Origin of the sequence: Pseudoalteromonas sp. SCSIO 43201 (assembly GCF_023716725.1) — a bacterium.
GTDB classification, from domain to species: Bacteria; Pseudomonadota; Gammaproteobacteria; order Enterobacterales; family Alteromonadaceae; genus Pseudoalteromonas; species Pseudoalteromonas peptidolytica.
The window spans coordinates 989,536-1,011,239 of the sequence record NZ_CP072683.1 but is presented as its reverse complement, the minus strand read 5'-3'; the positions used below and the strand labels follow the sequence as shown (position 1 = coordinate 1,011,239).

Below are 21,704 nucleotides of genomic sequence, written 5' to 3'. Positions count from 1 at the left end.
TCACATTAAAACGAGCGCGTGTAAAACTATTTATGCCTGAAGATAGATTACAAAAATATCAGAGCTTAATTGATGATTTAAAGCTGGATCTTGGCGACCCTGCTTTTGATCGCATTTTTAAGCAACGCACTGCGGAGCTATCCAAGCCAGATCAATTTCTACTGAAAATGGAAATGTCTAGGTTGTCTCAGCCCGTGGCTAGATTTATTGACCTCAGAGGACAAGTTGCTGGTCAAGTTAAGCCTTATGAATACGAGGGCAAACAGCATTTTATGGATGATGTTGCTATCGATGTTTTTGAGCAGGAAGTGGCAAGACATGGCGGCTATACCCTAGCTGTTTATGAAGCCGTGATGTGCACCGAAAACAACTACAAGGTGATGCAGAAGCAAGCAAAAGAGCGTGAAGAAGAAGTAGAAAAAGACGCTGAAAACCATAACTATACAAAGCTTATTCGGTTTGCTTCTTATGAGAGCCGCTCTGAAGAGCGAATGAATTACTCCATTAAAATTACGGTTGAGTTAGCACAAAACCAACCTAAGATTTCAGCCACAACTTCAGATATTTCATTAAGTGGTGCAAAAATAAAATTACCGACCAATCAGCGAGTTGACCCTGGTCAAATTATCTCAATACGTTTGGTTGGCCTTGAACAAGATTTTGAACTTGGTTTAAAAGAAGGGATCCAGTATGAGGTGGTCGCTGTTGAGCCTGGCACCATAGAATATAACCAAGTGCGTTTAAAAAGAACGTTTATCGAAAAAAACCAAGGATTCGATGACTTTTTAAACAGCTTTATTCATGGTAACAAACGTCGCTACAAAATTAATTTAGATAACACCTTAGATGCCGTAGTCTGTAAAGGTTATGAGCAGTATTATTTGCCACGAGTGTGCTCTTTGTTTGTTTTTCTAAGTGAAAAGCAACAAAAACTGTTTCCAAGTATGGTACTCACTAATGAGAATAATGCGGGTCTTAATTATTACTTTGAAGATGAAAAGAAACAATCAGCACTATACAGCGTATTCAACCAAAAGCGAGTGCAACGCCTACTTGAATTAACTGGTGCGGTAAAAGAGGCGGTATGCCATGTATTCACTCACTCAAGCCAAGGTAAAATGTATTTTTATTCTGCGTTTGATTTTGAGTTAGCCGAACTGCCGCAGCTTAACGATCTGTTTTTTGCCTTTGGTAGCCAAAAAGACAGTTTTAAAAGCTTTAAAGTGCAATTAATGCCAAGTCATCATGAAGATGCCTTTATTCCTTTATCCTTGCCTGCGAGCGCGGGGAAAAACGTTGAAAAGCTTAACAAACGCCCGTCACCACGAGTGCAAGGGTTTATCCAAAATGTAAAATACTTAATGCAATTGACCGACGTCACAACCCCGTCAATCAGCGAACGTTTTTTACACCTCAATTATGAAAAATCGCTAGTCAATCAGCTCAAAAAGTTTGGCCACGGCAAGTCATCAACGCCACCTTCGCTCGAAGTCGTTGCATTGGAGTATGTTAATCTCAGGGCGCATCGCCGCTATCTCTATAAAACGGCAGCGATTGTCACGGTTGATGGTCATGGCGTATTCAATTGTGTTACCCGTGACTTTTCGGTTATGGGATTGCAAGTGGAGTGTGAAGAAGCGATCCCCGTTAAAAAGGGAGACTCTATTCACCTTGACTTAGTGGATCTACAGAAGCTAACTAAGCAGCACAATTTAACCAAGTTGCGCTATGAAGTTATGATGGTCAATAAAACCAGTACTATTATCAACTTAAAGGTGCAAAAAATTGGTCAGCTTGACCATAATGCAATGAGCTTCTTTAAAGTATTAATAGACAACAACAAAGACAAATTAGTTGCCTGTGACGAGGCGCCAAAAGTCCCGGGGTTATCCACAGCACTACGTAATATGGTGACAAAATCAGTATGTCAGTTTCCACTGTATTTGCACAAAGAAGCATCGCACAATACCGTTGGTGCTATCGGCCAAGGCCTGTACCCGACATCCTTGCACCACCTGCTCCACTCTTTTAGCGATAACAGTGACAACACCATAGATGCAAAAGCGATTTTTCCTGAGCGCTTTGTCGAAGAAAAGCTAAGTGACGTGTTAAAAGGGCAAACTAGGCAGGATAAGCCGCTGAAATTTTTGGTTTTTATCAAGTTTGACTCGGAGCAAAAAACACAGCATGAAGCGATAAGCTCACAAGTCATTGCACAAGAGGAATCACTTGATAGCTTATATCTATTCGCTAAAAAAGCATTGCGCAACGACCTATTATTCGTATATCAGCTCTACGTATCAAAAACTGGTCGCCCAGATATGGATTACTTGGCCAATGAATTGCGCTACGTCAGTCATTACGCGATTCATAAAGCCAAGGACTTAGAAGAAGCGCTGTGGTCAATTACAGGTGTCTGTGATTTGGTTGATGTAAGTGAATATGTGATCAATAACATGGGATTTGATGCACCACTTATTCACGCTATGGAAGAAAAGAAAAAACACTGGCTAGAAGCCAACTTTAAGCATTAGCCGTATGACGTTGTGGCAACGAGCGCATACGGCCGCTCTTGTCGATTCTAATTGTTATATAAAATGAGGTTATTCTATCCAGCCAAACAAAGTTAAAATAGCGATAATAACGAGATAAAATAAAATGTTGCGTTTAACCAAACGCATCATACAACTGGCCTCAAAGGTACACCCTAAAAATTGCTGTTCAATCTGTTCAGCTGCTAACGCTGTGGTTGTGATTATCTTTCGATTTGTGGTTTTGAAATCTAATACATGCTTTAGCCAAGTGGAGGTGCCCTTGGTGAAATTACCGATGATCAAAAAACCAAAACTGGCGATCCGTGCAGGTATCCAGTTAAGCCAATAAAACAGCCTACATAGTTGCTCAGATACATGCTGCATAGGCGGAGCCTCTTGCTCGTGTTGCCAGTGTACAACCTGCCTAACTGCCGCATACAACACCGCCCCCGGAGCACCAAGTGCCACGAACCAAAATATCACGCCACAATAGTGTTGAAAGTTAATCCAAGAAAGGGTCTGTCCAAAAGTCTCGCCGCCAGGCTCATCTTCCAGTTTATCTTGCCCCATCTGCCACGCATACAGTGATGCCGCCTCGTTATCACCTCGAGTTAAGGCATTTAAGTATCCTTTGTACAGCTTGCGATATTTGGCACAACCAAAACAAATCAGCAAAATACAAATATTGACTGCAAACTGCCAAACCGCAAAGTCGCTAAAGTTATAAATTAGCGCAACCGCTAAAGCAGGCAGCACAAGCCAAATCATAATACCCAAATGTGTTCCTAATATACCGCCTGAACGTGTCCATGATTTGGTTTTGCTGTGATAGTTTTGCAGATAAAAGTCAGCTTGCCAGTGCTGCGCACGGGCGCCGAGTCGTTCAATTATAAGCGCAATAATGATAGAAATTAGAATCATGCTTACTTAACTCTCTTGGTTATTTAACAAGGAAAAATAGTGTTGCCAATCAAAAGCAGCGCCGGGATCTGTTTTACGCCCGGGTGCAATATCGTTATGTCCCACAATACGATCATTTGTGATTTTTGGATAGTAATGCTGAAGCCAACGCGTTGTTTTTACTAAACTCATGTATTGCGCTTGAGTGTAGGCGATGGTGTCTGTCCCCTCTAATTCAATCCCGATAGCAAAATCATTGCACCCTGCTTTTCCCTGCCACTGGGACACACCAGCGTGCCATGCTCGCTCACTAAATGAGACATATTGGGTGATGCTGCCATCGCGTTTGATCACACAGTGCGCCGACACTTCAAGCCCTTTGAGATCAGCAAATGTTGGATGAGCATGACAATCAAGTTTGCCCATAAAAAGTGCGTCGATATAAGGCGTGCCAAAACACCCCGCAGGTAACGAGATATTGTGAATGACCAACAAATCAACCTCACACCCAATGGGGCGTTCATTATAGTGAGGTGATGCCGTTCGTTCTGCAAAAGGTAGCCAATTCAAAGTTTTAATTCCATGCTTTGGGTTAGCGTCGATTATAAAGACAAAATAAGACAAAAGGTAGGCGCAAATTTTAGCCACGTTATTACATTCTTTTTATCTGCCGGTATATCTTTATGCTGTGCGATGAAATTGCCTCCATCAATTGTACTCCTTTGCAAAGGCGCGTAAAATTCGACTATTGCAGCAAACAACAAAAAGACAACTCTATGATTGACCAAAACCTGATCCGCCAGTTGGTAACGATGGCACTAGATGAAGATCTCAACTACCAAACTCCAAATGATGGCGATATTACCGCAGCCCTAATCCCTCAGTCGCAACACGCTCATGCTTATGTGATCACCAGAGAAGACTGTGTGTTTGTAGGTAAAGCAATCATTGAAGAAGTCTTCAAGCAAGTCGACCCAAGTGTCGCTGTTGAAGTGCTAGTCAACGACGGTGACTTCGTTGTTGCTAACACTCGCTTATTCACAGCCACAGGTTCCGCTCGAGCTATTTTAACAGCTGAGCGCACCGCGCTGAATTTTGTCCAAACTTTGTCGGGTACTGCAACCACCACTGCAAACTATGTTGCGGTGTTAGCTGGCACGCAAACCAAGCTATTAGATACACGTAAAACCATTCCAGGATTAAGAACATTGCAAAAATATGCAGTTAAGTGCGGTGGTGGTGAAAATCATCGCATTGGTCTATTTGATGCGTATCTTATCAAAGAAAACCATATCGCAGCGTGCGGCAGCATCGCCACCGCTGTTGCAACTGCGCGTAACAACCACTCGGACAAGCCGGTAGAAGTTGAAGTGGAAAATCTAAACGAACTACAACAAGCCTTAGATGCTGGCAGCGATATTATTATGTTGGATAATTTCAGCGTGGATGAAATTATCCAAGCGGTAGAGGTTACTCAAGGCAAAGCAAAACTGGAAGTGTCTGGTAACATGACAATAGAGACGCTCACAACCTACGCACAAGCCGGTGTTGATTTTATCTCCAGTGGCGCATTGACCAAACACGTGCAAAGTATTGATCTGTCAATGCGATTTGAATAATCATTGTTATCTTTATGGGCGTTTTTAACGCCCTAAATCGTCTGTTTATCTGTAATCCTGCGTAATAGAGAAACTTGTCTATTTCATTGACAAACTTACTGAAAACCCGTTAAATACGACAAAAGAATTAGAGTGTAACAAGTTCTTAAAGTTCAGTAACGGTTAGTTCCATCTCTTTTTTGAACCTATATTAGGAAAGTTTGCGCTACCGCAAAAAAATCAATAATTTATTATTAAAATTTGATTGCTGCGCTCAACGTTTACTATTAAAGTATTTGTTAATTGTGAACGCGAGAACTAATTAAGTGCTACACTCATAAAAGATTAGGGACGGCTCACAGGCATACCAGATAAATCTCAAGAAGATATATTGAGTTAGGTGAAATCAATAGCAAATGCTAAACACCACCTTCTGGTATGTAAGATAAAGCACCAGCCAGTTTGTTGATAGAATAGATTGGTGATTATTGCAAAGGTTTTAATAAACGCTTAACGTAAACATCGTAACGTTAAGTCACTTAAAATTTAGGAGACACATCATGACTCAAAAACAACAGGGTGGTTTTACCCTAATCGAACTAATGATTGTAGTTGCAATCGTAGGTATTCTTGCAGCAGTGGCACTGCCTGCTTATCAAGATTACACTGTTAAAGCTCGCTTTACTGAAGTAGTTACCGCTGGTGCATCAGTAAGAACTACTATGACTGAGTGTTTGCAGACAAACAATAATGTCATTACAGCATGTGACTCTTTTGGTGAGTTAGGTATTGCAGCACCAACAGCTACAACTAACTTAGCAAGCGTAGCAATTACAGAGACTACAGGTGTGATTACAGCAACAGGTAATGCTGTAGCAGGTGGTTTTACATATATTTTAACTCCACCAACAATTGATCCAGCAGATCCTGCACCTTCAACGTACGTATTCACAAAAAGTGGATCTTGTACAACAGCAAGCATCACAAACCTTTGCTAATTAAGTATTGGGGAGGGTTATTCTCCCCATTCACCTTTCAATCAAACACTCTAATCCATGAATAAGAAATCTATCGAATCTAGCAATACTTTAGACACCTTTATTTGGGTCGGAGTAAATAATAGAGGTAAGCGCTTAGAAGGTGAGATAACAGGTTCAAGCATTGCCCTAGTCAAAGCCCAGTTACGAAAGCAAGGCATTACTCCTTCCAAGGTAAAACGCAAGCCCAAACCTCTATTTGGTTTGTCTGGTACACAAAAAATCACCTCGCAAGACATTGCGACTATCACCAGACAAATTGCCACGATGCTAACAGCTGGCGTTTCCCTAGTACAAACATTGGAAATGTTGGCACGAGGTACAAAAAACAAGTCTCTATCTAAACTTATGGGACATGTCGCTGATGAAGTCAAAGCCGGTCAACCCCTTGCAAAAGCGCTCCGCGCATATCCAAGATATTTTGACGAACTTTATTGTGATTTAGTCCACTCTGGTGAGCAATCAGGTGCCTTAGACAGAATTTTTGACCGAGTAGCACTCTATAAAGAAAAAACCGAAGCGCTAAAATCAAAAATTAAAAAAGCACTTTTCTACCCTATTGCAGTTATCGTCGTGGCGCTAATTGTCACCTCCATCTTGCTCATTTTTGTTGTTCCCCAATTCCAAGATATATTTAATGGGTTTGGTGCGGAGCTACCAGCTTTCACGCTAATGGTGATAGGCTTTTCTGAGTTTTTGCAAGAATACTGGTGGGTATTTTTAATTGGTGTTGGCTTATTTGGTTATACCTATAAAGAAATGCTCATTCGCAGTAGTGCAGTTAAACATTTTAATGATCGCATGATCTTAAAACTGCCTATTGTAGGCGATATTTTAAAAAAAGCGGCCGTTGCCCGTTATGCACGCACCCTTTCAACCACCTTCGCCGCTGGTGTACCGCTTGGTGATGCACTAGACTCGGCTGCTGGCGCGTCAGGAAATATCATTTATAAAAATGCCATTCGAGAAATTAAGGCCGAGGTCAATGCCGGTAACCAAATGCACTGGGCGATGCACAACACCAAAGTATTCCCTGATATGGTAGTGCAAATGGTGTCAATTGGTGAAGAGTCTGGATCGTTAGACAGTATGCTTGCTAAAGTCGCTAATATCTACGAGCAGGAAGTGGACGATGCCGTCGACGGCCTTTCAAGTCTTTTAGAGCCACTTATTATGGTCGTATTAGGCGTTCTTATTGGTGGCCTCATTATCGCAATGTACTTACCTATTTTCCAGCTGGGCTCTGTGGTTTAGACCGTTTGGCAGTGTTGCGTTATTCTCAACTTGATGTGGTACACTGCCGCACATCTAGACATCAAGTACAGTCTAGTAAATAGGTACCGAGCGCGACTCGGAAGTTTCACTTAAATAAAAATAAGCGCACGACTTATGCACGACATTATTCACTTGATGCAAACACAATTATGGTATTGGTTACTGACAGTAGCTGTTGTTAGTCTTTGTATCGGTAGCTTTTTAAATGTGGTTATACTCCGTTTACCCAAAATGATGCAAAACAACTGGCAATCAGAATGTCGAGTTTTACTTGCTGATGAGCTTAAAACGCCACCAAGCACAGATACCGAAACATTTAATTTAGTCAAGCCAAACTCTCATTGTCCAAGCTGCAAAGCACCTGTCAAAGCATGGCAAAATATACCTCTGCTAAGCTGGATACTATTAAAAGGCAAGTGCCACCATTGCAGTGCGTCTATCTCTGTGCGCTATCCGCTTGTTGAATTAATAACCGCAATACTAGCAACTTGGGTTGCTTGGCACTTTGGTGCAAGCCTTGAAGCTGTCCTTTATATCGTTATTACATGGGTGTTGGTCGCGCTCACGGTTATTGACATCGATGAAATGTTATTACCAGATCAACTTACTTTGCCAACATTATGGTTGGTGCTTATTGCCAGCAGTTTAGGTGTGGGAGTGTCTCCTGGCACGGCAATTATTGGCGCAGCCGTTGGCTACTTGAGCTTGTGGAGTGTGTACTGGCTATTTAAATTGCTGACCGGAAAGGAAGGCATGGGCTATGGCGATTTTAAATTGCTCGCTATTTTTGGTGCCTTGATGGGATGGGAAGCCATCTTAACCATCGTTTTATTGTCTAGCCTAGTTGGTGCCATTATTGGCAGTATACAATTAAGTGTTCAGGGTCGTGACAAAGCCACGCCGATTCCATTTGGCCCTTATTTGGCCATCGCTGGCTGGATCACCTTGATGTATGGCGAGCAGCTTCAGCATTGGTACGTTAACTTAATCATGTGATGAAAAACAATGCTAAAAACAAATAACTGGATTTTAGGGGTAACAGGTGGCATTGGTGCGGGCAAAACTGCGATCACCCAACATTTACAACAAAAAAAGATTACTGTCGTTGATGCTGACATCGTTGCCCGTGAAGTCGTGGCTATAGGCTCTCAAGGACTACAGGCCATTGTTAATAAGTTTGGTAACAATATTCTCCTTGCAGATGGGGGGTTAGACAGAGCCAAATTACGAGCGATTATTTTTGCAGATGATCATAAAAAACAGTGGCTCGATGCGCTATTACACCCGCTGATACGTAACACACTGCTCACGCAGCTAAACGAAGCACAAAGCGACTATGTTATCTTGTCCGCACCGTTGTTATTTGAAAATGGCCTAGAACGTTATTGCGATACCACTTTACTCGTTGATGCGTCAGTTGAAACACAAATACAAAGAACGACAAAACGCGATAATGTAGACCCTACTCAGGTAAAGCGTATTATTGCAGCGCAGATGCCACGGCAAGAAAAGCAGAAAAAAGCAGACTACATATTAAACAACGACCGTCCGCTCGAAGAAAGTTTGCAAGCGTTAGACACACTACACCAGACATTTTTAACTGAAGCAAAAATACAGCAGAAGCGGCACACATAAGGAACTGCGTCTTGGGTAAGTAGTCAAAATGACATAATTTAATCTACACTCAGCGTAATAATAAATATTGAACAAGCATTGAATGTGAAGGCAAAGAGGTACTATGGAACATCATTCCCCACTACTGCGTAAGTTTATTACTCTCGGGCGAGTCACTGCCGAGCAAATAAAATCTCGCCAGTCAGAAGCTAACACCACTGCTGAATTGATATGCCTCAGCTCAGGAATGAGTTCAAAAGAACTCGCTGAAGAATGTTTGGAGTTGTTTAAAGTTCCTTACTTTAATCTAGATCATTTTAATGTCAGTGAAGTTCCACAAGCACTAGTCAAAGAAAAATTGATCCGCAAACACCATATTTTGCCGCTGGTACAAAAAGGTCGAAAACTGTATGTTGCAGCATCAGATCCCACTGATTTTGGTGCATTTGAAAACTTTGAATTTAGCACTGGGCTACAATGTGAAGTGTTAGTTGCAGACTATAAAAAGCTCGAGACTAAAATCGATCAATTGTTTGATGCCACCGGCGGACTGTCGATTTCAGAGGCTGAATTTAAAGAGTTTGCTGATCTTGACGTTGAAGAGGAGCCAAAACCCCAAAATACCAGTGAAGACAAAGATGATGCGCCAATCATTGTTTACATCAATAAGATATTGATGGATGCGATAAAAAAAGGAGCATCGGATCTACATTTTGAGCCATATGAAAAGAAATACCGAGTGCGCTTTCGTATTGATGGATTGCTACATGAGATGGCGAGCCCCCCTAATACATTGGCAACACGCCTAGCTGCGCGTATCAAGGTCATGGCTCACTTAGACATTGCAGAGAAGCGAAAGCCTCAAGACGGTCGTATTAAACTCAAAATATCTGAGCGTAAAAGTATCGACTTTCGTGTTAGTACACTCCCGACCATGTGGGGTGAAAAAATCGTAATGCGTATTTTAGATTCTTCAAGCGCTATGTTGGGGATTGACGTACTAGGTTACGAACCTGAACAAAAAAAGCTGTATCTGGATGCGCTTGAGCAACCACAGGGGATGATTTTGGTTACTGGCCCAACGGGCTCAGGTAAGACTGTATCATTATACACCGGTTTGAATATTCTTAACCAACCAGAGCGAAATATCAGTACCGCGGAAGATCCTGTGGAGATAAACCTTGAAGGTATAAACCAAGTTCAGATCAACCCTAAAGCAGATATGACGTTTGCCAATGCCCTTAGAGCGTTTCTGCGCCAAGATCCTGATATTGTGATGGTTGGTGAGATCCGTGACCTTGAAACCGCAGAGATCTCCATCAAAGCAGCGCAAACCGGCCATTTGGTGTTAAGTACACTGCATACAAACTCAGCTCCAGAGACCCTTACCCGCCTTTTGAACATGGGTGTGCCAGCTTATAACGTAGCCAGCTCAGTCAGCCTGATCATTGCTCAGCGTCTTGCAAGACGTCTTTGCCCTAAATGTAAGACGCCAGAAACCTTGCCTGACGAAGCACTACTGGGACAAGGCTTTAGCGCTGATCAAATTAAGGAGATCACTCTTTTTGCACCAAAAGGCTGTGACAGCTGCACCGACGGCTATAAAGGTCGAGTGGGTATTTATGAAGTCGTAAAGATCACCCCTGAGATTTCCCATTTAATCATGGAAGGTGGAAATTCACTGGAAATTGCTGAACAAGCGGAAAAATCAGGGTTTGATAACTTGCGCAAATCTGGCTTAAAAAAAGCAGCAGCTGGCGTGACATCACTGACGGAAATCAACCGAGTGACAAGCTACTAAACGCATACGGGAGCAGCCATGCATCGCATTCTTGTAACAAGATCGCGATATAAAATCGCTCCTACCACAAATAAGCTACTCTGTGTGGGAGCCGTTTTGCAAGGCAATCTTGTAAAAATCTCGCGATGTAAAATCGCTCCTACCACAAATAAGCTACTCTGTGTGGGAGCCGTTTTGCAAGGCAATCTTGTAAAAATCTCGCGATGTAAAATCGCTCCTACCACAAATAAGCAAACCCTCTGGGTGGGAGCCGTTTTACACGGCGATGGTATAAAAATCTCGCGATGTAAAATCGCTCCTACCACAAATAAGCTACTCTGTGTGGGAGCCGTTTTACACGGCGATGGTGTAAAAATCTCGCGATATAAAATCGCTCCTGCCACAAATCAGCGAACCACTCGTGTGGGAGCCGTTTTGCAAGGCAATCTTGTAAAAATCTCGCGATATAAAATCGCTACTGCCACAAATAAGCTACTCTGTGTGGGAGCCGTTTTACACGGCGATGGTGTAAAAATCTCGCGATGTAAAATCGCTCCTACCACAAATCAGCGAACCACTCGTGTGGGAGCCGTTTTGCAAGGCAATCTTGTAAAAATCTCGCGATATAAAATCGTTCCTACCACAAATAAACGAACCTCTCGTGTGGAAGCCGTTTTACACGGCGATGGTGTAAAAGTCTCGAGATGTAAAATCGCTACTACCACAAATCAGCGAACCACTTGGGGTGGGAGCCGTTTTACACGGCGATTTTGTAAAAGTCTCGAGATGTAAAATCGCACCTACCACAAATAAGCATCTACCAATCAGCTATACAAGTTTTGTGGTACTTTCAATACATTAATGTGCACCGTGACTTCCTCGCGATCGTGATATAAATGCTTTGCTTGAATTTCGTAGTCAACATTGTATTTTTGCAGCTCTTCATGAATTAAAGTGAGACATTCATACACACTGTCAAAACGCTTTTTCATTGGTAGCTTTAAGTTAAATATAAGCTCACGAGCAAACGCATTAACTACCCAATCTACCATCAAGTCTGCGACTCGGGTGGGCTTCTCAACCATATCGCAAACCAACCAATCAATATTGCGCTTTTCTGGGCGATACTTAAACCCATCTTCACGGAAGTGTTTCACTTGTCCTGTTTCCATCAAGTCTTCATTCATGGGTCCATTATCAATCGCAGCAACAAACATACCACGGCGCACAAGCTGGTACGTCCAACCACCCGGACACGCCCCCAAGTCAACTGCTCGCATGCCTGATCTCACACGCGTTTCTTGCTGAGCTTTTGGCACAAATACATGAAATGCCTCATCTAACTTAAGAGTAGAGCGGCTTGGCGCATCCGAAGGCATTCTAAGGCGCGGGATCCCCATAAAAAAAGGTGAGTTGTTATCACTGAATGAATAACCCACATACGCTGTGTTATTCGCTAAAAACAGCACATGCAACACAGGTTTGGCAGACTTTACCTCACGAGTCAGTTTGTTTTGCTTTTCAAGCGCTTTTGATAAAGGCGTCGAAAACTTTTTACAGAATTTAGAAAGCTCTTTCCCCTCATTGGTATCCGGTGTTTCTACACGCAGCTCACCACACAAGGGGAAGTCCTGCACCGCCTCTTTTATCACACTGACTCTATCTTCAATCGGCATATCTGTTTGCAAAGTACCAACAAACCACTGTCTAGCAAATACCAGCTTTTTAAAGTCTATTTTCTTTGCTAATGTCTCAGCATCATTAGGCGAAAAACACTCAAACGTTACGTACGCAGTATTAGGTTTGGCTTTTACATAACCTGCAATACCATGCTTTGCAGCATAATGATTAATTTCAGCAGCGGCGTCATTTTCAAAACCACCACGACAATAGATAACGATACTCGACATCAGATTCTCAGTAAGACTTAATTAAAAGGAAGATTTAGCAGCTTGAATAATCAATAAGATCCAAGCTATCAAAAAACAGCTGCCGCCAATAGGCGTAATAGGGCCCAGCCACTTCATATTAGTTAACGCCAGTAAGTATAGACTGCCACTAAACAGCAATACGCCAGCGATAAAAAAGCCACCTACGAGCTGCACTTTTAGCCCCCATTTGATTAAAAATGCAGTCGCGATAATGGCAAGGCCATGGGTCATTTGGTACTGTGCAGCAGTATTAAAAATGCCAATCGCATACTCGCTTAGACGGCCTTTTAGACCATGTGCAGCAAAAGCCCCAAGCGCCACAGACAGCAAGCAAAATACACTACCCACGATGAGATAAAGTTTAGCCATGACAATGTTCCTTGATAAAGCTAGCAGCAATTGCTGCTGCATTGGCACGACTTTCAGCTTCACTAACACCGCTTACTTTACGCGGCTTTAATGAGTGATCGCCATCTTTTAGCCACTTTACCGTTATTTGCTCTGGGAAGCACATCGCATCCACTTCAGTGCGGTTGCCAAAGGTATCCCGCTCACCTTGTAAAATTTGCATTGGGCAGTTTAGCTCAGGAAAGTGATCTACTCTCAGTTTTTCAGGTTTTCCCGGCGGATGGAACGGATAACCAAATGCCAAAACACCTTGAAGATTTACTGATGTCTCGCAGGCCAACATCGAAGCCATGCGCCCCCCCATCGATTTACCACCAATAAATAGCGGTAAATCAGGCTCGACCGCCGCTAAGACTTGCTCAAAGTAAGCGAGTAATTTTGGAGCGCGTTCAGGCGGACGTTTTTTCCCTTCGCGTTTTGCTTGCTGCATATATTCAAAGTCAAACAAGCCCACTTGAACCCCCGCCGCAGCAAGTAACTTAGCCATTTTTTGCATAAAGTCACTGTCACTGCCAGCGCCAGCACCGTGGGCAAAAATAAATTGTGCAACTGGGTTTTCTGCATAGTGCCATTCAATATTTACTGTGCTCATAAACTATTTAACTCTTGTTCGTGTTCTACCATACCGAGCATCCATTCTTTGAATGAGACAATTTTACCCAGTTCCGATTGCGACTCTCTAAATACTAAGTAGTAGGCGTTCTTACTTTCAAGGTGATGACTAAATGGAATAACCAGTCGACCCGCATCAATATCCGGCCTTGCCAGTACGCTATTGCCCAGCGCCACACCTTGGCCGTGAATTGCGGCCTGTAATACCATAGAGGAGTGACTGAAAATAGGCCCTGTATTGACCGCAACGTTTCTGACTCCCGCGGTTTTCATCCATGCCTTCCAAGCTCGCCGAGTAGTGTCATGCAATAAAGTATGTTGCGCGAGGTCGCTTGGCTGATTTAACGGCTTTGGACCCGTTAATAAAAATGGGCTACATAATGGCACGAAATATTCAGTATGTAATTTATGGGTTTGCACACCATTCCAGTTACCACGGCCATAGTAAATCGCTACATCTACATCGTCGGTTAATGAATTGTCATCATGGTCCTGAGCTTTTATCCGTACATCGATTTCTGGGTGCAATTCATTAAAATTACTGAGCCTTGGCACCAACCATTGAATCGCAAAGCTCGGCGTCAGGCTCACCGTCAGCGAGCCTTTTGCACCTCGCGCCAGCAATTTTTCAGTGGCATCAATTAACTGTGAAAAAATATCTTTTATATCGAGGTAATAGCCCTGCCCTTCCTCGGTTAACAGTAGCGAGCGGTTTTTGCGTAAAAACAACTTTAGCCCAAGATGTTCTTCTAAGATTTTAATTTGATGACTAACCGCTGCCTGCGTGACATACAGCTCCTCTGCTGCTTTGGTAAAGCTCAGATGCCGTGCCGCCGCTTCAAAGGCCTTTAATGCGTTTAATGGTGGAACTCGTCGTGACATTTATTCATGCCTATAAAAAAACCCGCAATACGCGGGCAATTAATATACCCAAGCAATCAAGTCACACAAAATTGCTTGGCTATAGATTATAAATCAGCAGCACTGGTGTCCAGTGGCGCAAAACTTTTAACAAGCTCATCTACTGCCTTCATTTGCTGTAAATAGCCTTCAAGCTTAGCAAGCGGCAGCGCACAAGGGCCGTCACACTTTGCTTCATTTGGATTTGGGTGCGCCTCAATAAAAAGTCCAGCTAATCCCAGCGCCATACCACTTCGAGCAAGTTCTGCTGCTTGAGCACGACGGCCATCAGCAGAATCGCTACGGCCACCAGGGCGTTGTAGCGCATGTGTCGCATCAAAAATCACTGGTGCCATACGCTTCATGTCATCCATTCCCAGCATATCAACAATGAGGTTATTGTAGCCAAAGCTACTTCCACGCTCGCACAAGATCACCTTGTCGTTACCAGCTTCATTAATTTTTTTAATAATGTGACGCATTTCGTGTGGCGCTAAAAACTGAGGCTTCTTCACATTTATCACCGCGCCAGTTTCTGCCATCGCGACAACCAAGTCAGTTTGACGGGCTAAGAAGGCAGGTAATTGAATAACATCCGCAACTTCTGCTACCGGTTTTGCTTGAAATGGCTCATGTACATCAGTGATCACTGGTACATTAAAAGTCTTTTTGACTTCTTCAAAAATCTTTAAGCCTTCTTCCATGCCAGGGCCACGGTAAGAATTGATTGACGAGCGATTGGCTTTATCAAATGACGCTTTAAATACGTATGGGATCCCAAGCTTACTCGTCACTTCAACATAATGCTCTGCGATTTGCATTGCCAAGTCACGTGACTCAAGCACATTCATGCCACCGAACAGTACAAATGGCTTATCGTTAGCAACCTCACGTCCCGCGACGTTAATAATATCTGTATTCATTTTTTATCCTTTAGCTACCAATCACACGAAGCAATTGTCCGCATAACCAAGCCATATATGTACCAAGCGCATAGCCAAGTACCGCTAATAACACCCCAACCGGCGCAAGCGCGGGATGAAATGCCGAAGCAACTACCGGGGCTGATGCTGCACCACCAATGTTTGCTTTACTGCCAACAGCAATATAAAACACTGGAGCTTTAATAATTTTAGCTACAATAAATAATAGCCCGACGTGCACCGCCATCCAAATAACACCAATAACAACATATTTAGGTGCTTCCACAATCTTGGTAATATCCATGTGTAAGCCTATCGTTGCAACGAGTATGTACAAAAAGCTTGAGCCAATTTTTGACGCGCCAACCGCTTCGTACTGGCGAGCTTTGGTGAACGATAACGCCAACCCAATCGTTGTCACTAATACAATGATCCAAAAAAGCTTGCTATGAAGTGAAAATTTCTTTAGTTCTGGATAGTTAGCGCTGAAAAATGGCACAAGTAGATCAGCAGCAAAGTGCGCCAACCCCGTAGCGCCAAAGGCAAACCCAACAAGGATCATAAAGTCTTTTAACTCTGGACGTCTTGCGTGCTCAGCCTCAAACGCCTGGACTTTGTCAATTAGTCGGTTGATTGAGGAGGTATCTGCACCCGTTTTAGCGTCAATTTCTTTATTTCGCGCCGCCATATAGAGCAAGCACGCCATCCACAGATTTGCGACAACAATATCAACCGTTACCATGATGGTGAAGATTTCTCCGCCTGCACCATAAATCTCTTTCATAGCCACCATATTGGCACCACCACCAATCCAGCTTCCTGCAAGCGCGGCCATACCGCGCCATACGGCTTCTGGACCAGTTACACCGAGTAGTTCTGGCATAAAAGTAGCTGTAAGTAAAAGCGCAATTGGACCACCAATCACCACACCCACCGTTCCCGTCAAGAACATGATAATTGCCTTTTTGCCTAACCCAGCGATAGACTTAAGATCAATGCTTAAAGTGAGCAATACTAGACAAGCAGGGAGCAAATAATACTTTGCAACGGTATATACATCATTGTTATTACCATCAACGATACCAAATGTGTTGAGCAATGACGGTAAAAAATAACACATTAATAGCGCGGGAATATACTTGTAAAACTTCGCCCAAAAGCCACTCTTTTGGCTAGAGGTGTAAAAAACGAAGCCTAGGATTACGGCCAACAGTCCCATAATGACCGCATTATTTGTAACAAGCGCAGTACTTTGCTCCATAACTCCTCGCTGTTATTATTTTTATGACACTATTTTTAATGCAGAATATTGTTATGATCGGCCAACTCTTTTATTTGGTGTTGGATCACTTCAATAGTCGGATCGTCAGGACATTCATCAATAAAAAATTGCAAATCATCCTTTGCCATTTTTGGGCAATTTAATTGATTCAACAAATAACCTCTATCACGGCGTTCATAAGGATCATCGCCTAATATATCCATTAGTTGTTCAACACAACTCAACGCATGACCAAACTTTTCTACTGCAATAAAGGCCCATTTTTGCTGAGATAGGTATAGCTTTACGGATTCTTCGTTGAAAATCAGCTCCATTGGTTCTTGATCTTGCTCTTGGTCTTTTTTACTTTCATTCTCCGGCATAATATACCAAGTTTGATGACCAGAGCTTGGTTCAACGACATATCCTTCTTCTTCACTCAGTGCAACATGAACAATAATTTCACCTTGACTTAAGGCCAAGCTCGCATTGAGTTTTGCGCGCTCAAGTAAGTGAACTAAAATAAGTCCTAGTGCAGTATTGGTGCCGCTGCGCATTGAAAGTGCATAACATACGCTGTTGAGTTTGTACTCAGGAACGTCTTGACTACTGCCACTAAATAACCACTGAGTATAAAAAGCATCTAAAACGCCATCTAAACACTTATGCTGGTTTTTTTGTTTTTGGCGGATCTCATCCACGGCAAATTCAAGTTCAGCTAACTGACATAACGTTTCATTGGTGTCAGCTTGTGCATCCCAACTTTGCTCAGCCTTGATACAACGGATCAAGGGTGGGTAGGAAAATGCATCTGAATTGTCATCGAGAGATAAGTCATTCTCATCTAACCAGATATCATTCTTCATAGAATTCAGTTTCTCTTGAATGCTTTTATTAAGAGCGACTAGTTTACCACTTTTTGTCATATTGCCAAAAGGCGTAAAAAAGTAATCCTAGTCGCGAACTAATTAAACCGAATCTCGGTTAATTACAGAGGTGCTATAGAAGCGCTATGATGTCGGTTAAAAAAGCAAGCTTTGCTTGCTAACAGCCAAGTGTGCGATTGCCAGCAATACAAGCGTTGCTGTGCCAAGGGCTATTATTTTTATTTTCTTAGCTCCTGCTTTTGCAATCACAAAACCAAGTGCTATGTAACCAAACACTAATATAATTTTTTGTAACAACCAAGGCTGCTGCCCTGGGCTCAACCCTGCAGTCACAGCTAGAACAACAGCAGTGATCAGCAATAAAGTATCAACACTGTGACTGGTAATGAACACACCTTTATTTGCTGCTAACTTGCCAGAACCCAAGCGTGAAAATGCACGGGTGTAAAACAGCACAATACTCAATACCACAAACAATAAATGCGTGTGTTTTAACGCCATATAATCCATAAAAATCTCTAGTCAGGGAATCGTTGTAAGATTGATTCTAACTCATTTATACAGCGATTGAATACATCTACAAGTGTAGGATCAAAGTGTTTACCTCTTTGTGCGGTAATCTCGCGCAGTGCGTCTTCTTTGCTCCATGCTTCTTTATAACAGCGCTTGTGGCGTAGTGCGTCATATACATCTGCCAGCGCTACAATCCTGCCGTAAAGGTGGATCTCATCACCTTTTTTCCCTTTAGGGTAGCCACTACCATCCCATTTTTCATGGTGATCTCTAGCTATCAACGCGCCAGCACTGACAATTTCTCGGCGTGAGTCTTTGAGTAATTCAAACCCTTTTTCTGTGTGGGTCTGCATTACTTTCCATTCTTCATCTGTAAGCTTACTCGGTTTGTTTAAAATGGCATCGGGGATCCCCACCTTGCCGACATCGTGTAGAGGTGATGCCATTTTGACAAGCTCTGCCTCTTTGTCGGACAAACCTATCTCCTTAGCTAAGGCATGACACAGATAAGCCACCCTTTTCACATGATTTCCTGTGTTTGTAGAGTGTAACTCCAACGCTTCGCTCAAGCGGATCACTAATTCTTGCTGGGTATCTTCTATTTCAGCTTGAAGCTGCACGTTTTCGTATGCTAACTGCATATTCTGCGCAAAAATATCAATCAGGTGTCTTTGCGTTTCAGTTAAAAACTCAGGGATCCCAGACACAAACAGCATCGAAGCGTGGTTATAATCGCTAGAACAATACGCAAATAGATAATTATCTTTATAAACAATATCTTTTTCTTGAAGCGCTTTTAGGCAAGCATCCATTTGGTCACTGCTTAGCACTTCAGCGATAGGTTTACCCTCGCTGCTTTCAAACTCACCGCGCCCTGCAAACACCACTAACTGGTCATTGCTTTGTCCAGCTTCTTTACCTGCTGCAAGGGAAGTTGCATACATTGCCTGATCAACAGTGCCAAGGAGCGACGTCAACTGCTGAAGCACTCCTTCTATAAAGCTCTCGATTGAATGTGTCGCGAAAATATCTCGAGATGCTTTAATAATTTTTTCCAGCCCCTGTCTAGATTGGTCAATAGCCAGAATATCTCGATACGAACGCAAACTCGACATCACGACGGTAAAAAGCTTTTGCGCTGTCAGTTCAGTTTTTGACTTGTAGTCATTAATATCATAGTTGACAATCACTTGGCGCTCTGGCGCTTGGCCAGGCTGCCCCGTTCTTAGAATGATACGGATGTGGTTGTTCTTGGCTACTTCACGAATGTACTTAGCAACTTGTAAGCCGGCATCATCGCTTTCCATCACCACATCAAGCAGTACAACCGCTGCATCAGGGTGACTATCCACAACTTTTTTTGCTTCCTCGCCGGAATAGGCACTAATAAACTCGAGCCGTTTATTCTGAAACTCAAAGTCACTGAGCGCCAACTTAGTCACCGCATGCACCTCAGGTTCATCATCAACAATAATGACCTTCCAAGTACCAACCTTTTCAGGTTCTACTACATCAGCGGGTTCATCTGAAAACAAAAAATCATCCATATTGCGGATCCTATTGTAGCGCCTAATTCTGGTGTGGATTCGTGGCTTTTAAGGCAGCATTGCCAACGTCACTCTATCACACCCTGCCATATCTTTTATGGTAAGTATATTAATATACGCCATTTCTGCAAAAAACTGACGGATCTTACTCGCTTGCTCAAAGCCATGTTCGAGTAGTAGATAACCGCCAGCGTTTAAGTGCCTTTTGGCGCAGGTAATAATATGAAAAATATCAGCATAACCATGCTTCTCAGCGACTAACGCACTGCGCGGCTCAAACCTAACGTCGCCTTGAGATAAGTGGTGATCTTCCTCATCTATATACGGTGGATTACTGACGATAAGATCAAACCGCTGCTCAGCCAAAGCGTCGAACCAGTCACTTTGTAAAATGGTCACGTTATCAAAGCCTAACTGAGCTTGATTTTCCTTAGCTAACGCAACTGCTGCCGCTGAAGCATCAACCGCGGTGACTTCCCATGAGGGGTATTCACTCGCTAAAGCTAACGCAATTGCTCCTGTGCCTGTGCCTAAGTCTAGCACTTTTGCATCATTTGGCATGGTCAGTGTGAGTACATGCTCTACTAATGTTTCTGTATCAGGTCTTGGAATAAGTGTGCTGTTGTTAACCTTAAGCGGTAAGCTCCAGAACTCTCTTTGGCCGGTAATGTGTGCGACTGGTTCACCGGTGATGCGACGTTTGATGTAAGTTTCGAACAATGATTGTTGAGGCTTTGAGAGCTCCGCTTCAGGCCATGTAAAGAGGTAAGTGCGGTTTTTTTCAATGACGTGCAGTAACAGCACTTCACTGTCTAGCTTTGCTGATTCGGAGTAGTCATGCAGTTGTTTAGTTGCCCAAGCAATAGCCTGAGCAATAGTGAGCACTGACATCAATCGCCATCACTCATTGCTGCAAGTAGGTCGGCCTGATATTCAATCACAAGCGGATCAATAACCGCACCAAGCTCTCCCGACATTACTTCGTTTAGGCGATAAAGTGTTAAATTTATGCGGTGGTCAGTGATACGTCCTTGAGGATAATTATAGGTACGAATACGCTCAGAGCGGTCACCGCTACCTACTAAGTTACGGCGCTCAGACGCTTCTGCTGCGGCTCGCTTTTCGTCTTCAGCTTGTTGTAAACGAGCGCTCAGTACTGACAAGGCTTTAGCTTTGTTCTTATGTTGTGAACGCTCATCCTGACACTCCACCACTACACCTGTTGGTAAGTGCGTAATACGGATGGCAGAATCCGTTTTGTTGACGTGCTGACCACCGGCACCTGAGGCACGGAAAGTATCAATTTTTAAATCTGATGGATTAATTTCTATGGCTTCGGCTTCAGGAATTTCTGCCATCACCGCCACTGTACACGCAGAAGTATGTACCCGACCTTGCGACTCTGTTTCAGGTACTCGCTGCACTCGGTGCGCACCAGACTCAAATTTAAGTTTTCCGTAAACACCGTCACCACTAATGTTTGCGATCACTTCCTTATAACCACCATGCTCACCTTCGTTGGCACTGATGATTTCTACGCGCCATTTTTGTGTTTCTGCGTAGCGGCTATACATACGGAATAAATCACCTGCAAAAATGGCAGCTTCATCACCTCCAGTGCCCGCACGCACTTCTAAAAACACGTTATTATTGTCTTTTGGATCTTTAGGTAACATTAGTACCTGGAGGTCATCTTCAAGTGCTGCAATAGCTGCCTTGGCTTCTTTGTACTCTTCCTGCGCCATTTCTCGCATATCTGGATCTGAGTCTTTTAGCATTTCTTCTGCAGTTGCTACGTCTTCCTGAGCCTGTTGGTAGGCTGTAAACGCTTTAACTACATCTTCTAATTCTGAGAACTCTTTAGATAAGGCGCGAAAGCGGTTCTGATCGCTAATTACCTCAGGTGAGCTTAGCATGGCTTGCACTTCTTCATAGCGCTCTACTAAGGTTTCTAACTTACGATATACAGACTCTTTCATTAACT

Annotated in this window: 20 protein-coding genes; 7 read left to right on the top strand and 13 right to left on the bottom strand. The window is 43.1% G+C overall.

Features of this window, described 5'->3' with window-relative positions; genetic code table 11:
* Positions 1–32: 32 nt before the first annotated feature.
* Positions 33–2,534, top strand: a complete 2,502-nt coding sequence (locus tag J8Z24_RS04340) for a PilZ domain-containing protein (protein ID WP_252095332.1) — start codon at positions 33–35, stop codon at positions 2,532–2,534.
* A gap of 69 nt (positions 2,535–2,603) precedes the next feature.
* Here J8Z24_RS04340 and ampE read toward each other — a convergent pair whose 3' ends face one another.
* Together ampE and ampD are read right to left on the bottom strand one after the other, a co-directional pair.
* The gene (gene ampE, locus J8Z24_RS04335; protein WP_176033861.1) at positions 2,604–3,455 is read right to left on the bottom strand and encodes a beta-lactamase regulator AmpE; all 852 of its coding nucleotides are present in this window, start codon (positions 3,453–3,455) and stop codon (positions 2,604–2,606) included.
* Between the two features lie 6 nt (positions 3,456–3,461).
* Positions 3,462–4,004, bottom strand: coding sequence for a 1,6-anhydro-N-acetylmuramyl-L-alanine amidase AmpD (gene ampD / locus J8Z24_RS04330; RefSeq protein WP_125250429.1), 543 nt, complete (start codon positions 4,002–4,004; stop codon positions 3,462–3,464).
* A 206-nt stretch (positions 4,005–4,210) separates the two neighbouring features.
* Here ampD and nadC point away from each other — a divergent pair, with 206 nt between their 5' ends.
* The 6 genes from nadC (at position 4,211) to pilB (ending at position 10,759) form a co-directional block, all read left to right on the top strand.
* The gene (gene nadC, locus J8Z24_RS04325; RefSeq protein WP_128732191.1) at positions 4,211–5,053 is read left to right on the top strand and encodes a carboxylating nicotinate-nucleotide diphosphorylase; all 843 of its coding nucleotides are present in this window, start codon (positions 4,211–4,213) and stop codon (positions 5,051–5,053) included.
* A gap of 539 nt (positions 5,054–5,592) precedes the next feature.
* Positions 5,593–6,030: a pilin gene (locus tag J8Z24_RS04320; RefSeq protein ID WP_128732190.1), complete on the top strand. Its 438-nt coding sequence runs from the start codon at positions 5,593–5,595 to the stop codon at positions 6,028–6,030.
* 57 nt (positions 6,031–6,087) lie between these two features.
* Positions 6,088–7,323, top strand: a complete 1,236-nt coding sequence (locus tag J8Z24_RS04315; RefSeq protein ID WP_252095331.1) for a type II secretion system F family protein — start codon at positions 6,088–6,090, stop codon at positions 7,321–7,323.
* Positions 7,324–7,458: 135 nt separating this feature from the next.
* Positions 7,459–8,340, top strand: a complete 882-nt coding sequence (locus J8Z24_RS04310) for a prepilin peptidase (RefSeq protein ID WP_176033862.1) — start codon at positions 7,459–7,461, stop codon at positions 8,338–8,340.
* 9 nt (positions 8,341–8,349) lie between these two features.
* Positions 8,350–8,979 carry a dephospho-CoA kinase gene (gene coaE, locus J8Z24_RS04305; protein WP_252095330.1) on the top strand — a complete coding sequence of 210 codons (630 nt, stop codon included), beginning with the start codon at positions 8,350–8,352 and terminating at the stop codon, positions 8,977–8,979.
* A 103-nt stretch (positions 8,980–9,082) separates the two neighbouring features.
* Complete coding sequence (pilB, locus tag J8Z24_RS04300; RefSeq protein ID WP_128732187.1) at positions 9,083–10,759, top strand: type IV-A pilus assembly ATPase PilB; 1,677 nt, start codon at positions 9,083–9,085, stop codon at positions 10,757–10,759.
* Positions 10,760–11,562: 803 nt separating this feature from the next.
* Here pilB and rlmM read toward each other — a convergent pair.
* From rlmM to prfA, 11 genes are all read right to left on the bottom strand, one after another.
* A complete protein-coding gene (gene rlmM / locus J8Z24_RS04295) occupies positions 11,563–12,648 on the bottom strand; it encodes a 23S rRNA (cytidine(2498)-2'-O)-methyltransferase RlmM (RefSeq protein WP_176033864.1) in 1,086 nt (361 codons plus the stop codon).
* A gap of 21 nt (positions 12,649–12,669) precedes the next feature.
* Entirely contained in the window at positions 12,670–13,038 is a 369-nt protein-coding gene (locus tag J8Z24_RS04290; protein WP_128731913.1) for a DUF423 domain-containing protein, read from the bottom strand.
* Positions 13,031–13,669: an alpha/beta family hydrolase gene (locus tag J8Z24_RS04285; protein ID WP_176033865.1), complete on the bottom strand. Its 639-nt coding sequence runs from the start codon at positions 13,667–13,669 to the stop codon at positions 13,031–13,033. The genes J8Z24_RS04290 and J8Z24_RS04285 overlap by 8 nt, the downstream gene beginning before the upstream one ends.
* Complete coding sequence (locus tag J8Z24_RS04280; RefSeq protein WP_010370478.1) at positions 13,666–14,571, bottom strand: transcriptional regulator GcvA; 906 nt, start codon at positions 14,569–14,571, stop codon at positions 13,666–13,668. The genes J8Z24_RS04285 and J8Z24_RS04280 overlap by 4 nt, the downstream gene beginning before the upstream one ends.
* Before the next feature lie 86 nt (positions 14,572–14,657).
* Positions 14,658–15,512, bottom strand: coding sequence for a 3-deoxy-8-phosphooctulonate synthase (gene kdsA / locus J8Z24_RS04275; RefSeq protein WP_125250439.1), 855 nt, complete (start codon positions 15,510–15,512; stop codon positions 14,658–14,660).
* 10 nt (positions 15,513–15,522) lie between these two features.
* The gene (locus J8Z24_RS04270; RefSeq protein ID WP_128731916.1) at positions 15,523–16,773 is read right to left on the bottom strand and encodes a DUF819 family protein; all 1,251 of its coding nucleotides are present in this window, start codon (positions 16,771–16,773) and stop codon (positions 15,523–15,525) included.
* Positions 16,774–16,808: 35 nt separating this feature from the next.
* A complete protein-coding gene (locus J8Z24_RS04265; protein ID WP_170178651.1) occupies positions 16,809–17,639 on the bottom strand; it encodes a tetratricopeptide repeat protein in 831 nt (276 codons plus the stop codon).
* Positions 17,640–17,795: 156 nt separating this feature from the next.
* Positions 17,796–18,170 (bottom strand): SirB2 family protein, encoded by a 375-nt coding sequence (locus J8Z24_RS04260; RefSeq protein WP_125250442.1) that lies wholly within the window; start codon positions 18,168–18,170, stop codon positions 17,796–17,798.
* Between the two features lie 8 nt (positions 18,171–18,178).
* Positions 18,179–19,720, bottom strand: coding sequence for a response regulator (locus tag J8Z24_RS04255; RefSeq protein ID WP_125250443.1), 1,542 nt, complete (start codon positions 19,718–19,720; stop codon positions 18,179–18,181).
* Between the two features lie 48 nt (positions 19,721–19,768).
* Positions 19,769–20,611, bottom strand: a complete 843-nt coding sequence (prmC, locus tag J8Z24_RS04250) for a peptide chain release factor N(5)-glutamine methyltransferase (protein ID WP_252095329.1) — start codon at positions 20,609–20,611, stop codon at positions 19,769–19,771.
* A complete protein-coding gene (gene prfA / locus J8Z24_RS04245; RefSeq protein ID WP_125250445.1) occupies positions 20,611–21,699 on the bottom strand; it encodes a peptide chain release factor 1 in 1,089 nt (362 codons plus the stop codon). Before prfA ends, prmC begins: the two co-directional genes overlap by 1 nt.
* Positions 21,700–21,704: the final 5 nt, after the last annotated feature.